The sequence below is a fragment of the Aeromonas sp. 604176 genome, assembly GCF_049170755.1.
Taxonomy (GTDB): domain Bacteria; phylum Pseudomonadota; class Gammaproteobacteria; order Enterobacterales; family Aeromonadaceae; genus Aeromonas; species Aeromonas veronii_A.
In genome coordinates, this window is record NZ_JAAKNE010000114.1 from 1 (window position 1) to 14,167 (window position 14,167).

The 14,167-nt window shown below is 60.7% G+C and carries 14 protein-coding genes and 1 pseudogene; 7 read left to right on the forward strand and 8 right to left on the reverse strand.

The features are described from left to right. The 6 genes and pseudogenes from glnA to G5358_RS17135 all read left to right on the forward strand — a co-directional run. Window positions 1-666 (forward strand): annotated as a pseudogene (gene glnA, locus G5358_RS17110) (glutamine synthetase); the annotation flags it as partial. Between the two features lie 115 nt (window positions 667-781). Further along, window positions 782-1,363, forward strand: a complete 582-nt coding sequence (locus tag G5358_RS17115) for a DUF4124 domain-containing protein (RefSeq protein ID WP_100647086.1) — start codon at window positions 782-784, stop codon at window positions 1,361-1,363. An 80-nt stretch (window positions 1,364-1,443) separates the two neighbouring features. Then, window positions 1,444-2,499 carry a nitrogen regulation protein NR(II) gene (glnL, locus tag G5358_RS17120; protein ID WP_005356202.1) on the forward strand — a complete coding sequence of 352 codons (1,056 nt, stop codon included), beginning with the start codon at window positions 1,444-1,446 and terminating at the stop codon, window positions 2,497-2,499. A gap of 9 nt (window positions 2,500-2,508) precedes the next feature. Beyond that, complete coding sequence (gene glnG / locus G5358_RS17125; protein WP_005356200.1) at window positions 2,509-3,927, forward strand: nitrogen regulation protein NR(I); 1,419 nt, start codon at window positions 2,509-2,511, stop codon at window positions 3,925-3,927. A 141-nt stretch (window positions 3,928-4,068) separates the two neighbouring features. Continuing rightward, on the forward strand, window positions 4,069-5,070 hold the full coding sequence (gene add / locus G5358_RS17130) for an adenosine deaminase (RefSeq protein ID WP_075116081.1): 1,002 nt from the start codon (window positions 4,069-4,071) through the stop codon (window positions 5,068-5,070). A 157-nt stretch (window positions 5,071-5,227) separates the two neighbouring features. Continuing rightward, window positions 5,228-5,893: a class I SAM-dependent methyltransferase gene (locus G5358_RS17135; protein WP_421324571.1), complete on the forward strand. Its 666-nt coding sequence runs from the start codon at window positions 5,228-5,230 to the stop codon at window positions 5,891-5,893. Between the two features lie 95 nt (window positions 5,894-5,988). Here the strand turns inward: G5358_RS17135 and rmuC are convergent, their stop codons facing one another. After that, window positions 5,989-7,329 carry a DNA recombination protein RmuC gene (rmuC, locus tag G5358_RS17140; protein ID WP_421324572.1) on the reverse strand — a complete coding sequence of 447 codons (1,341 nt, stop codon included), beginning with the start codon at window positions 7,327-7,329 and terminating at the stop codon, window positions 5,989-5,991. Further along, the gene (locus tag G5358_RS17145; protein WP_033114762.1) at window positions 7,326-7,541 is read right to left on the reverse strand and encodes a hypothetical protein; all 216 of its coding nucleotides are present in this window, start codon (window positions 7,539-7,541) and stop codon (window positions 7,326-7,328) included. The genes rmuC and G5358_RS17145 overlap by 4 nt, the downstream gene beginning before the upstream one ends. 140 nt (window positions 7,542-7,681) lie before the next feature. Between G5358_RS17145 and G5358_RS17150 the strand changes: the two genes are divergently transcribed. After that, entirely contained in the window at window positions 7,682-8,203 is a 522-nt protein-coding gene (locus G5358_RS17150; RefSeq protein ID WP_216947716.1) for a ferredoxin-type protein NapF, read from the forward strand. Window positions 8,204-8,271: 68 nt separating this feature from the next. On the opposite strand, the gene G5358_RS17155 is transcribed toward G5358_RS17150, so the two are convergent. The 6 genes from G5358_RS17155 to G5358_RS17180 form a co-directional block, all read right to left on the reverse strand. After that, window positions 8,272-8,724, reverse strand: a complete 453-nt coding sequence (locus tag G5358_RS17155; RefSeq protein ID WP_005341983.1) for an Rrf2 family transcriptional regulator — start codon at window positions 8,722-8,724, stop codon at window positions 8,272-8,274. Window positions 8,725-9,080: 356 nt separating this feature from the next. After that, window positions 9,081-9,920, reverse strand: coding sequence for a PfkB family carbohydrate kinase (locus G5358_RS17160; RefSeq protein ID WP_216952307.1), 840 nt, complete (start codon window positions 9,918-9,920; stop codon window positions 9,081-9,083). A gap of 106 nt (window positions 9,921-10,026) precedes the next feature. Then, entirely contained in the window at window positions 10,027-10,998 is a 972-nt protein-coding gene (locus G5358_RS17165; RefSeq protein ID WP_033114758.1) for a LysR substrate-binding domain-containing protein, read from the reverse strand. 155 nt (window positions 10,999-11,153) lie between these two features. Next, entirely contained in the window at window positions 11,154-11,882 is a 729-nt protein-coding gene (locus G5358_RS17170) for a glutamine amidotransferase-related protein (protein WP_421209099.1), read from the reverse strand. Between the two features lie 86 nt (window positions 11,883-11,968). Beyond that, on the reverse strand, window positions 11,969-13,465 hold the full coding sequence (locus G5358_RS17175) for a CoA-acylating methylmalonate-semialdehyde dehydrogenase (protein ID WP_421209100.1): 1,497 nt from the start codon (window positions 13,463-13,465) through the stop codon (window positions 11,969-11,971). 81 nt (window positions 13,466-13,546) lie between these two features. Then, window positions 13,547-14,167: aminotransferase class III-fold pyridoxal phosphate-dependent enzyme (locus G5358_RS17180; protein ID WP_421324573.1), on the reverse strand; the 621-nt coding region annotated here is incomplete at its 5' end.

Genomic DNA, 14,167 nt, shown 5'->3' on the forward strand with positions numbered 1-14,167 from the left:
GCCTACAACAAGACCGTCACCTTCATGCCGAAACCCATGTTCGGTGACAACGGCTCCGGCATGCACTGCCACCAGTCTCTGGCCAAGAACGGCGTCAACCTGTTCGCCGGGGACCTGTATGGCGGTCTGTCCGAGATGGCGCTGCACTACATTGGCGGTATCATCAAGCACGCCAAGGCCATCAACGCCTTCGCCAACCCGACCACCAACTCCTACAAGCGTCTGGTTCCGGGTTATGAAGCCCCTGTCATGCTGGCTTACTCTGCCCGCAACCGTTCTGCCTCCATCCGTATCCCGGTGGTACCGAGCCCGAAAGCTCGTCGTATCGAAGTGCGCTTCCCGGATCCGGCTGCCAACCCGTACCTGGCCTTCGCTGCCCAGCTGATGGCCGGTCTGGACGGTATCATCAACAAGATCCATCCGGGCGATGCCATGGACAAGAACTTGTACGACCTGCCGCCGGAAGAGGCTGCAGAAGTACCGACCGTTGCCGGCTCTCTGGACGAAGCACTGGCTGCTCTTGATGCTGACCGCGAGTTCCTGACCCGTGGCGGCGTGTTCAGCGATGACTTCATCAACTCCTATCTGGAACTGAAACAGCAGGATGTTGACCGTGTGCGCATGACCCCGCACCCGCTGGAGTTCGAACTGTACTACTCCGTCTAAGTCGCAGCAGACAGCCCATTTAGATTGGGGCAGCTTGCCGAATCGTGACAAAACCCGCCAGATGGCGGGTTTTTTCTCTGATAGGATTAAGCAAGATACCGTCAAGGAGAGATGGATGAACAAGATACATGGCATAGGAGCAATTACCCTCCTGTTACTGACCTCATTCAGTACTCATGCGGCCAAGGTCTACTCCTGGGTCGATGGCAATGGCATTACCCACTACACGGATGCCCCTCCTCCCGGCAAAAACGTAAAGGAGGTGGATCTGCGGGCTGCTCCCCTGCTGGGTAGCGCCCCCAGCTCGGTACAGGTAGACAACTTCAACAGCCTGACTGGCGCCGATGCCAAGAAGGAGCAGGAGGCGGCCAAACTGGTGATCGAGCTGCTCTCCCCTGAACAGGGCAGCACCCTGCGCGACAACACAGGCAATATCGTCTTTCAGGGTCAAATCAGCCCCAAACCGCCAACCCAGTATGATGTGCGCCTGACCCTGGATGGCAAGGCTGCCCCCATCGTCAGCAACAGCCTCTCTATCCGGGTCGAAAATGTCGATCGCGGTGCCCACGAAGCTCAGCTAGAACTGCTCGCCAAAGACGGTACGATCCTTGCTAAATCCACACCAGTCACCTTTTACCTGCATAGAGCGACCGTGACGCCGGCTCCCAAACCCACCCCCAAAGCCAACCAGGGGTGATATAGCGCACCGATGCGGGTAAACTCTATGCACCATATCGGTGCATAATAGGTGTGTAGCACCGTTTTAGGGAGAAACCTGTGCCAACCCGCTCGGACAACGCCAAAACACTCTTGGATAATTTGCTGACCGCCGTGATCCTGATGGATGAACGGCTCTGCATCCAATTCGTCAACCCGGCGGCTGAACAGCTGCTCTCCCTCAGTGAACGCCGGCTGATCGGCATCGAACTGCCTCATCTGCTGGAACATATCTCCCTCGATTTGCAACGGCTCAAGCAGTGCCTCGTTTCAGGGCAAGGCTTTACCGATAGCGAAGTGACTCTGGTGGTAGAGGGAGAACCGCGACTGGTGGAGCTGAGCGCCACCCCCATGGCCGACCACGAACAGCGCCTGCTGGTGGTGGAGCTGCGCAAGATCGACCAGCAGAAGAAGATCAGTCAGGAGCAGCAGCAACATGCCCAGCAGCTGGCGGCCAAGGAGCTGGTGCGCGGCCTGGCACACGAAATCAAGAATCCCCTCGGCGGCCTGCGTGGCGCGGCCCAGCTGCTGCAAAAAGAGCTGCCGGATCCGGCCCTGCGCGAATATACCGGCATCATCATCGAACAGGCTGACAGGCTGCGGGTACTGGTCGATCGGCTGCTCGGCCCCCAGCGCCCCGGCCGTCACCAGATGCACAATGTCCATTCGGTGCTGGAGCAGGTACGCCGACTGGTGGAGCTCGAACTCCCTCCCTCTGTTCGCATCGAGCGGGATTACGATCCCAGCATCCCCGAATTCGAGATGGAGCCGGATCAGCTGCAGCAGGCGTTTCTCAACATAGTGCGCAACGCCGCCGAAGCACTGGGGGATCAGACCGGGCTTATCCGCATCAAGACCCGCACCGCGTTCCAGATCACCATCCACGGCCAGCGTTACCGGCTGGCGGCGGAGATCAAGATCATCGACAACGGCCCCGGCATTCCCGATGCCATTCGCGACACCCTGTTCTACCCGATGATCACCGGCAAGGAGGGGGGAACCGGGCTCGGCCTCTCCATCGCCCAGAACCTGATCGACCAGCACAAGGGGCGGATCGACTGCATCAGCTGGCCCGGTCACACCGAATTCACCATTTTTCTACCGCTTCGCAAGTAAGGGAACCCCATGACCGCCAAAGTGTGGATCGTCGATGACGACAGTTCTATCCGCTGGGTGCTGGAGCGCACTCTCGGCAGCGAAGGCTTCAACTGCGAGAGCTTTGCCGATGGCGAAGCCCTGCTGCACGCCCTTGAGCTGCGCTCGCCCGATGTGATCCTCTCCGATATCCGGATGCCGGGCATCGACGGCCTGAGCCTGCTGGAGCAGATCCACCGCCGTCAGGCCGACCTGCCCATCATCATCATGACCGCCCACTCGGATCTCGACAGTGCGGTCAACGCTTACCAGCGCGGCGCCTTCGAGTACCTGCCCAAGCCGTTCGATATCGACGAAGCGGTGACCCTGGTGCGCCGCGCCGAGAATCACCTCAAGGAGCAGCGCACCAAGCGCAAATCTCGTCAGCAAGAGGCCACCGCCACCCCGGAGATCATCGGTGAAGCGCCGGCGATGCAGGAGGTGTTCCGTGCCATAGGCCGCCTGTCGCGCTCCAGTATCTCGGTGCTGATCAACGGCCAGAGCGGTACCGGCAAGGAGCTGGTCGCCCATGCGCTGCACAAGCACAGCCCGCGCGCCCACAAAAACTTCATCGCCCTCAACATGGCTGCCATTCCCAAAGATCTCATCGAATCGGAACTGTTCGGTCACGAGAAGGGGGCCTTCACCGGCGCCAACAACATCCGCCATGGCCGCTTCGAGCAGGCCGACGGCGGCACCCTGTTTCTCGACGAGATCGGCGACATGCCGCTGGATGTTCAGACCCGGCTGCTGCGGGTCTTGGCCGATGGCCAGTTCTATCGAGTCGGCGGCCACCAGCCGGTGCAGGTGGATGTACGGATCATCGCCGCCACCCACCAGAATCTGGAGAAACGGGTCGCCGATGGCGAGTTTCGCGAGGATCTGTTTCACCGCCTCAACGTCATTCGCATCCACATCCCCGCTCTCAAGGAGCGCCGTGAGGACATCCCCCAGCTGGCCCGTCACTTCCTGTTGCGCGCCGCCAAAGAGCTGAATGTGGAGGCCAAGAGCCTGCACCCCGATACCCAGGCCTATATCAGCCGCCTGCCCTGGCCGGGCAACGTGCGCCAGCTGGAGAACGTCTGCCGCTGGCTTACCGTGATGGCTTCGGGGCAAGAAGTGCTGGTCGGCGACCTGCCTGCCGAGCTGCTCACCCCCATCACCCACAACGCCGAACCCGGCCAACCGGCGATGCCCGGTTGCTGGCAGCAACAGTTGCAAGAGTGGGTGGCCAGCAAGTTGGCGCTGGGAGAGACAGACATCCTGGCCGATGCCATGCCCCAGTTCGAACGGATCATGCTGGAGACGGCGCTGGAACACACTCACGGCCACAAGCAGGAGGCCGCCCGCCTGCTTGGCTGGGGTCGCAACACCCTGACCCGCAAGCTGAAGGAACTCGATCTCTCCTGAGTCCCGGGGAAAAACGATTCCCATCACGCCCTGACAAATCACCGTCCGCCAGAACCCCGTTTAACCATAAACGGGGTATCTTTTTTGAAAGCCCCGCCTAGAATGGCAGGCTTGCAAACCTGACTCGACGAGGGCGCCCCCATGATTGACAGATCTCTCCCCCTGACCGACCTGCACCGCCATCTGGACGGCAACATCCGCCCGCAAACCATCCTCGAACTGGGTCGCCAACACAATATCCAGCTGCCCGCCTTCGAGCTGGAAGCACTGCGTCCCCACGTGCAGATCGTCGAGAACGAGCCGAGTCTGGTTGCCTTTTTGAAGAAGCTGGATTGGGGCGTGGCCGTGCTGGCTGACTATGACGCCTGCCGCCGGGTCGCCTACGAAAACGTGGAAGATCTGCTGCGCGCCGGTATCGACTATGCAGAGCTGCGCTTCAGCCCGGCCTATATGGCCATGGCCCACAAGCTGCACCCGCAGGGCGTGGTGGAAGCCATTATCGACGGCGTGGCCGCGGGCAGCCGTGACTTCGGCATTAAGACCAACCTGATCGGCATCATGAGCCGCACCTTCGGCACCGAGCAGTGCAATCAGGAGCTGGCCGCCTGTCTGGCCCACCGCGACAAGCTGGTCGCCATCGATCTGGCCGGTGACGAGCTGGGCTTCCCGGGGGAACTCTTTGTCGACCACTTCCGTAAAGTGCGCGATGCAGGCATGCGCGTCACGGTACACGCCGGTGAAGCCGCTGGCCCCGAGAGCATGTGGCAAGCCATTCGCGAGCTGGGCGCCGAGCGTATCGGCCACGGCGTCAAAGCGATTCAGGATCCGGCCCTGATGGCCTATCTGGCCGAGCACCGCATCGGCATCGAATCCTGCCTCACCTCCAACGTCCAGACCACCACGGTAGCGAGCCTGACCGAACACCCGATCCGCCAGTTCCTGGCCGCCGGCGTGCTGGCCTGCCTCAACACCGATGACCCGGCGGTGGAAGGGATCGACCTGCCGCACGAATATGAGGTGGCCGCTCCGGCTGCTGGTATGACCGCCAGCGAGATCCGCACCGCCCAGCAGAACGGCCTGACCCTGGCCTTCCTGAGCGATAGCGAGAAAGCCGAGCTGAGCGCCCGCGCCGCCAGCCGCTGATCCACATCGGCAGTGCAAATAGAAACGGCCCACTTCGGTGGGCCGTTTTTATTTGTGGCGGAGATCCCGCAACTTCAAGCCCGCGGTTCGATTAACAGATGTCATATCGTATACATGAAAATATTCCTGCCGATTACAGCATTATGGGGAGATGGTCATGTTGAAAAGTCTGGATCTATTTGGCAAGGCGCTGAAAGAGCACTATCAGAACAGGGGTGATGAAACCTTGCAGATCAATATCAGCGGGCAAGAACCATATTGTCTCCCGCTCGCTATCTTTTTTCGACCAGCCGACTACTACCAGATTGATCGCCGGGCGTTATCTTTGTGCAGGGGAAGGACGCTGGATATAGGAGCTGGAACGGGTGAACACTCGCTCTTTTTGCAACAGCAGCTTTTTGATGTGACCGCCCTCGATATCTCGCCATTGGCCTGTGAGGTGATGCAAGCCAGAGGCGTCAGCAGAGTCATCAATGCCGATATCTTTTCGGCTAGTTTTGACGCCCGGTTTGATACCTGGTTGCTACTCGGTCGCAGTATCGGAGCCGTGGGCAACATTAAAATGCTGGGGAAATTTTTCGAACTTGCTAATCAATATATTTCGCCGAAAGGTCAAATCATTTTGAACTCAACAAACGGGAGTACTAACCAGACCGTTATACGAGAGCTCTCTTTTACCCATAAAGGAGAAACCGAGGCGCCCATCAATTGGCTGGATATCGCTCAGGATCAGCTGAGCAGGGAGGCGGCTAAATATGGCTTTTCTACTGAAATAATCGATATAGAAACTGATGGTAATTATCTGGCGGTGTTAAAGAAATAGTCCTACTTATCGTTCTCTTCTTAAAAAAAGAGCCCAAATCAGCAAAAGGCCCAAACCGTGTTTGGGCCTTTTGCTGATGGCTGTAAGGGGAAAAACTACTCCCGCTCCTTGTCGCGTTCCAGCGCGCGCTCAACTAGCTGCTCGGGTAGGCTCTTTGTTACCTCCACCCCCAGCTCGCGGAAACGCTCGACCTGCGCAATCAGGTTGCCACGGCCGTTGACCAGCCGTCCCATCGCCTTGTCGTAGCTCTCCTGCGCCTTGTGCAGGCTGCCGCCCATCTGCTGCATCTCCTCGACAAACAGCCGCAGCTTCTCGTAGAGGCGACCGGCCCGTTCGGCAATCTGGCGGGCATTCTGGTTCTGCCGCTCGTAGCGCCACAGGTTTTCGATGGTGCGCAGAGCCACCATGAGATTGGTGGGGCTCACCAGCAGGATATTGTTGTCGAGACCGTAACGCACCAGCGAGGGATCGGCCTCCATCGCGGTGAGGAAGGCGGGCTCCACCGCCACGAACATCAGCACATAGTCGAGGGTGCGCACCCCGGGCAACTGCTGATAATCCTTGCGGCCCAGCTCGCGGATGTGGTTGCGCACCGAGGCGACGTGCTCCTTGAGCGCCACAGCCTTCTCCAGCTCGTCCCCGGCGTTATACCAGCGCTCGTAGGCGGTCAGCGACACCTTGGCGTCGATGATGATGTCTTTTTCCTGCGGCAGGTGGACAATCACATCGGGCTGGTAGCGCTTGCCCTTCTCCACCTCGATATTGACCTGGGTGTGGTACTCGTGGCCCTCGCGCAGGCCGCATTCGCTGAGGATCCGCGCCAACACCACTTCCCCCCAATTGCCCTGTTGCTTGCTGTCGCCCTTGAGGGCGCGGGTCAGCGCCGCCGCCTCCTCGGTCATGCGGGCATTGAGCTCGGCGAGGCGCTCCAGCTCGAACTTGAGGCTGTGGCGCTGGGCCGTCTCCTGGGCGTGGGTCTCCCCCACCTGACGACGAAAGCCCTCGAGCTGCTCCTTGAGTGGCGTGAGCAGCAGATCGAGGCTGTTCTGGTTGAGTTCACGGAAGTTGCCGGAGTTTTGCTCGAAGATCCGGTTGGCAAGGTTCTCGAACTGCTGGCTGAGGCGCTGCTCCGCCTCCTGTTGCAGTTGCAGCTTCTCGGCGGCAGCCAGCCGCTCGCTGCGCAGGGTCGCTTCCGCATCCTTGAGTCGGGCGGTGAGTTTGATGAGCAGGGTCTGCTGCTGATCCAGCTTCTGCTGGCCCTGCATGCGCTCATCCTGCAACTCGTCGAAGCGATCCTGCAACGCTTGATGCCGCTCCTGCGCCAGCATCAGCTCCTGAGCCTGTGCCGTGGCGGCCCGTCGCCCGATCAGCCAGCCAAGCCCGAGGGCCAGCACGGCGGCTGGCAGCAGGATGACCCAGAGCCCGGGCTCGATCATTTACGGCTCCGCTGGCGCAGGAAGAGTTCGAGATAGCGGTTGGCCAGCAGCCAGAGCAGCACGTAGATGAGGTAGGCGGCGAGCACCACCCACTTGTGGCTGTTAACCCCGGTATCGAGCTCGACGAACTCGATGCCCTTGATGCGGCAGTAGCCCCACATCAGCAGGGGAAAGATATAGAGCAGGGACGAACGCCAGAGAAATAGCCACATATGTTTTCATTCAACCACGTAAAAAGACCCGCCTAGCTTACACAAGGGCAACTGCGCTTGCGATCCTGACAGCCGCTATTCTCTGGCCTGCTTCCCGAAACTTCGATAAAATTAACCCCTAATAGGTATAAGGGGCGAGCATGACTCACTATTTCCTCCGTTGGCTGACACAAGGTTGGCAAGCTTCCCGCAAGCCCGCAGTGGTTTGCCATGAAGCGCGCCCGCCATGGGCCATCGAGGAGTCCCAGTACCTCTCCCTCTGCAGCCGCTGTGGCGAGTGTTTCAAGGCCTGCCCGCGCGGTCTGCTCAAACCGGCCACCCAGGAGGAGTACGAGGGGAGCCCCATCGCCGGTACGCCGGTACTCGATCTCGCCTGTGGCCAGTGCAGCTACTGCGGCAGCTGCGCCAGAGCCTGTCCCACCGGCGCCCTCGACCTGCAGCTGGGTCGTCAGGTGCAGACCCGGGTCCAGATTGAAGAGAGCTGTCAGGCACGGCAGGGCTTCTACTGCCTGCTCTGTGAAGATGCCTGTCCCCAGCAGGCGATCAAGGCCACAGCCGACGGTATCAACGTCAATATGGATGCCTGCAATGGCTGCGGTGCCTGCGGCCTAGCCTGTCTGCACGGCGCCATCACCCTGATCCGCCAGCCGGGCAGTCGTTAAAACCACCTGCGTACAAAAGCAAAAGGGGCCATCAGGCCCCTTCTATATCTGTTCTTGTTTTCTACCAGTCAGGCCATCGCCAGAATGGACTCCTGCTCAATGCCCAGCAGGTGACAGAGACGGGTCGGGTCGCGCACCGCATCAGCCAGGGTGTACTCACCCAGCACTTCGAGGAAGGCGTTCATGGCGCGGCGCAAAATGCCCTGAATGCGGCAGCCACCGGAGAGACGGCAGTTCTCGCGCTTGCAGTCGACCGGACAGAGCACGTGCTCCATGTCCATCACCACATCGCGCAGGTTGATGGAGACCGCGGAGCGACCGAGGCGGATGCCACCGTGCTTGCCACGCACCGTCTCGATGTACCCCTTGATGCCGAGCTGGTGCACTATCTTGACCACGTGGTTGCGAGAGATGCCGAAGGTATCGGCCACTTCGGTAATGGTCGACAGGCGATCGCCCGGCTGCACCGCCAGGAAGGTCAGGGTACGCAGGGCGTAGTCGGTAAATCGTGTCAGTTGCATGGTCGCACTTGCCTCTTACTACAAGCCAGGAATCAGGACGACAACATTGAGCTAAGAGGCAGGAGACAACCGGTTTGCCTCTGTTCGCCATTGGTTCGCCATTGGTTCGCCAGAGGGTGGGCCTGTCTCTTAATCTGAGTTGCGGAGTCACAGGTTAAGAGCAGCACAACCGGGTGTCGATGAAGATGCACATAAATCGACACTTTCTTTGATTGATCGCAAACTTGCCGGGTTAGCCGGGCGTTTGCCCGCTTTATGGCGGGTAAATCTCCCGAATAGTCCCCCTCGTCAAGCCCCTTCGACCAGCAGTCATATGGCCTGCGAACCGCCCCTCAATCGACCAGTAGAGAGGTGGTTCAGTGGGGCTGTTTCAGCCAGTTTTTCAGCGCGACCGAGGGGATGGAACTCTCGGAGGCGACGGCAAACGCGCCCCAGTCCACCGCACACTGCAACGCATCCTTGATCGCCATGCCTCGTGCCAGACCATGGATCAAGCCGCCAGCGAAAGCATCCCCTGCCCCCGTGGTATCAACCACTGAAACCGGCCGGGCGGCGACCCTGATCTGCTCCTCGCCATGGATGGCCACTGCGCCCGCCTTGCCTTCGGTCAACACCAACCATTCGAGCTGATCCCCCGCCAACTGGCGGGCATGTTGCCAGGGGTCGCTCACCTCGCCGAGATCGGAGCGGGAGGCCACCAGCACATGGCAGGGACGGCGCGCTTGGCCGCCCTTGGGATACTGGGCCACCACGAAGCTCTTGCCGAGCATCTGGCGCATGTAGCTGATGATGGCGGTGCCGGGATAGTTCACGTAGAGGCAGTCGATCCCCTCCTGTGGCAGATCACCGGGCAGATCGGGACGACGGGGACGGCGAAGTATGGTGCGCTCGCCGGTGGAGTCAACCAGGATCAGCAACTCGCCGGTCTCGCCGCCAAAGCGCTCCACATGGCTGCAATCCAGCCCGTAACCGGCCGCCTGCTCCAGCAGCCAGTCGCCGGTCTCGTCCAGCCCGATGCGTGAGGCAATGGTCACCTCGTGACCCGCCCACACCAGCCCGATGCCGGTATTGGCGGCACCACCTCCCAGCCTGCGTCCCTGATCCACGTATTGCAGCCGGGCCCCCGCCACCAGCGGCTCGGAGAGGGAGAGCACATGATCACAGTTGAGATTGGCAAGCAGCAGAATACGGGACATAGAGACCTCGGACGATGGATATAGCCCAAAAGAGACAGGCTGAACCCCGAGTAGAGCCCAGCCTGACAGAAGAGACAACCGGCAGCGATCGGGAATCCGATCAGGATCAATAGATGGGCAGCTCCACCCCGGCCAGCAGCTCGTCGATGCGCGCCTGGGTCGGCTGCTGCATCACGCTCTGGATCACCTCCTTGGTGAGGTGGGGCGAGAAGGAGCTGATGAAGTCATACATGTAGTTCTGCAGCAGGATGCTCTTGCTGAAGCAGATCTGGGCCGGGCAGGGCTTGAACAGGTGCTCCAGATTGATGGAGACCAGCCCGGGGCTGTCGGTGTCGTTGGCCACCAGCGAGGAGATAATGCCGATGCCAAAGCCCAGCTCCACGTAGCGCTTGATCACTCCGGCATCCATTACCGTCATGTAGTAGCTCGGGGTCAGCCCCGCCGCCTGAAACACCTCGTCCTGCACCTGCCGACCGGTGGCTCCGCTCTCGTAACTGAGGATCGGGTAGTGGCAGAGCTGCTCCAGCGTCGGCTTCTTCACCTTGGCCAGCGGGTGATCCTGCGGCACCACCAGCGAGAGGGTCCAGAGGTAGGCGGGCAGCGCGATCAGCTCCTTGTCGAAGCCAATTTCGTGGGCAACGATGGAGAAATCGGAGTAACCCTTGCTGATCTGCTCCTTGCTCGCCGACATCACCGGATGGAGGTGGAACGAGATCTTGGGGTACTTCTTGGTGAAGTAGGTAACCGATTTGGGCAGCAGATAGCGGGCGATGGTGTGGGTAGTGTGGATGTTGAGGGTGCCCACGGTCGGGTCCAGATACTCGCGGGAGATCGCCTTGATCTTGCTCTCGATATTGAGCATCGCCTCGGCACACTTGATGATCTCCTCGCCTACCGGGGTAATGCGGTGCAGATGCTTGCCACGGCGCTCGAAGATCCGCACTCCCAGCTCGCTCTCCAACAGGCCAATCTGCTTGCTGACCCCGGGCTGGCTGGTATAGAGCGCATCGGACGCCACCGAGACGTTGAGGTTGTGGTCCCGGATCGCGATCAAGTACTTCAATTGCTGTAGTTTCAAGGCTTCACCCTCTCAAGCTGGTGCGGCGATCACGCCAGACAAACAGGCCGCCACAAAGGGCGGCCAGTGTATCATCCGATCCCGACATCGCAGCGCTTGATCCTTCATTTTGCTACAAAATCTAGCACCCGAAGGGGGTCGCTGACAAACCGCACTCAGGCCGCGCCAGCCCGCAGCGGCAGGATCCCCAAAAACTGCAGCAACCACTGCATCATGGTGGTCGAATCCACCTCCCCCTCCAGCGAGGAGAGGCTGCTCTGGTAACGCTCGTCGGGCAGCAGGCCACGGCGCCGTTCGATCAGCGCCCGGTTGTACTCCACAGAGAACTCGGGGTGCCCCTGAATGGCCACTATGTTGTCCCCCTGCAGGAACATGAAGTTGGGACAAAAATCGTTGCCCGCCAGCCGGGTTGCTCCGGGTGGCAGCAACGCCACCTGATCCTGATGGCTCGCCAGAATGCGGATATGATCCCGCGCCGGCGCCATCCAGGGGGCATCTTCCAGCATGGGGTGAACCGACACCCCCAGCCCCCACCCCTTGGTTGATTTCACCACTTCGCCACCGAGCGCCTGAGCGATCACCTGATGGCCGAAACAGATCCCGGCCAGCTTGACGTCGGCATCATGGGCATGGCGGATCCAGCCACGCAGTGCCTGGATCCAGGGGATATCGCTGTAGGCATCGTGGCGTGAACCTGTGATGAGCCAGGCATCGCACTCATGCATATCCTCCGGCAACTCGCCATCGATGGCTGACCAGACCCGAAACTCCAGCTCGGGTGCCAGCGGCTGAAACCCCCTGATAAACATCTCGGAGTAGACGGGGCCAAAACGATCCGCCAGATCGGGATCCAGCCGGTCACAATCGAGAATTCCCAATCGCATCTGTTGCTCCTTTACAGAAGTGCCCCCGCAGACCAGCGATCTGCGGGGGCAAGAGAATCAAATCATGGTGGTGAGCCTTTGGCTCATCACTTCATGGTTGGCATGGAGAACTCGGCACCACTGCGCAGGCTCTGGGGCCAGCGCGCCGTGACCGTCTTCATCCGGGTATAAAAGCGAACCCCGTCCGGCCCGTGCATGTTGAGCGGCCCGAAGATGGAGCGCTTCCAGCCGCCAAAGCTGTGAAACGCCATCGGCACCGGAATGGGAACGTTCACCCCTACCATACCGACCTGCACCCGCGCCGTGAAGTCCCGCGCGGTGTCGCCGTCACAGGTAAAGATGGCGGTACCGTTGCCGTACTCGTGCTCGTTGATGAGCCGCAGTGCCGTCTCGTAGTCCGGCACCCGCACGATGGAGAGCACAGGGCCGAAGATCTCCTCGCGATAGATGCGCATCTCGGGGGTCACCTCGTCAAACAGGCAGCCACCGATAAAGTAACCCTCGTCGTGGCTCAGCGTGCGACCATCGACCCGCAGCGTGGCCCCTTCGGCCACCCCCTGATCCACGTAGCCGCGCACCTTGGCCAGATGTTCCTTGCTGATGAGCGGCCCCATCTCGTTTTCCGGGCTCTGGCCCAGCCCCGGGCCCACCCGCAGCTTCTCAACGAGCGGTTTCAGTTTGGCTACCAAGGCATCGGCGGTCTCGTCACCCACTACCACGGCTACCGAAATGGCCATGCAGCGCTCGCCCGCGGCCCCATAAGCGGCCCCCATCAGGGCAGAGACCGCCTGATCGAGATCCGCATCCGGCATCACCACCATGTGATTCTTGGCGCCGCCCAACGCCTGCACCCGTTTGCCGTGGGCCGAGGCGGTGGCATAGATGTACTGGGCGATAGGGGTGGAACCGACAAACGACACGGCACCTACTCGCGGGTCGGTCAGCAGCACATCCACCACCTCCTTGTCACCGTTCACCACGTTGAGCACGCCGTCCGGCAGACCGGCCTCCTTGAGCAGCTCGGCCATCCGCAGCGAGAGAGAGGGATCCTTCTCGGAGGGTTTGAGAATAAAGGTGTTGCCGCAGGCGATGGCGACCGGGAACATCCAGAGCGGCACCATGGCCGGGAAGTTGAACGGGGTGATACCGGCGCAGACCCCGACCGGCTGCATCATGGAGTAGCTGTCCACCCCACGGCCGACGTTGAGGGAGTGCTCCCCCTTGAGCAGATGGGGAATGCCGCAGGCAAACTCCACCACCTCCAACCCTCGGGTCAACTCACCCTGCGCATCGGAGAAGACCTTGCCGTGTTCGCGGCTGATGAGCTGGGCAAGCTCGTCCCTGTGCTGCTCCATCAACTCTTTGAAGCGGAAAAAGACCCGAGCCCGCACCAGCGGCGGGGTTTGCGACCAGTCGGCAAAGGCACGCTCGGCGATGGCGATCGCCTCCTGACACTCGGCGGCGCTGGAAAGCCCGACGCTCCCCTGCTGCTTGCCGCAGGCTGGGTTGAAGATGGCGCCCTGGCGCTCGCTACGACTCTCCTGCGGCTGGCCGTTGATGAAGTTGCTGACCCTGTATGTCATGTATCCTCCGTGATAATTGATGTGGTGATTGCGCTGAACAAGACAACGCAAGGCCCCGCCAGCGCGGGGCCATCAAATGGGTTAGGGTTGTGCCTGCAGGGCATCCTGCAGCAGGGTGAAGAGATCATCGATCTGGCTGCGCTCGATGATGAGGGGTGGCGACAGGGCGATGATGTCGCCGGTCACCCTGATCAGCGCCCCCTTCTCGAAGCAGCGGACAAACACCTCATAGGCGCGCTTGCCCGGCGCATCCGGCATGGATTCAAGTTCGATACCGGCCACCAGCCCGTAGTTGCGCACATCCTTCACATGCTTGCAGCCCTTCAGCGAATGGGCCGCCTCCTCCCAGTAGCCCGCCAGATCCGCGGCGCGGCTAAGCAGGTTCTCGTTGCGATAGATCTCGAGGGTCGCCAGACCCGCAGCAGCAGCCACCGGATGACCGGAATAGGTGTAGCCGTGGAACAGCTCGATAGCCCCCTTACCTGCCGCCATCATGTCGTCATAAATATGCTTTTGCACCAGCACAGCTCCCATGGGGATAGCGCCGTTGGTGAGCCCCTTGGCGCAGGTGATCATGTCGGGGATGACATCGAACTCCTGTGCGGCAAAGGGGGAGCCAAGACGACCGAAACCGGTGATCACCTCGTCAAAAATCAGCAGGATGCCGTGTTTGGTACAGATCTCCCGCAGCCGCTTGAGATA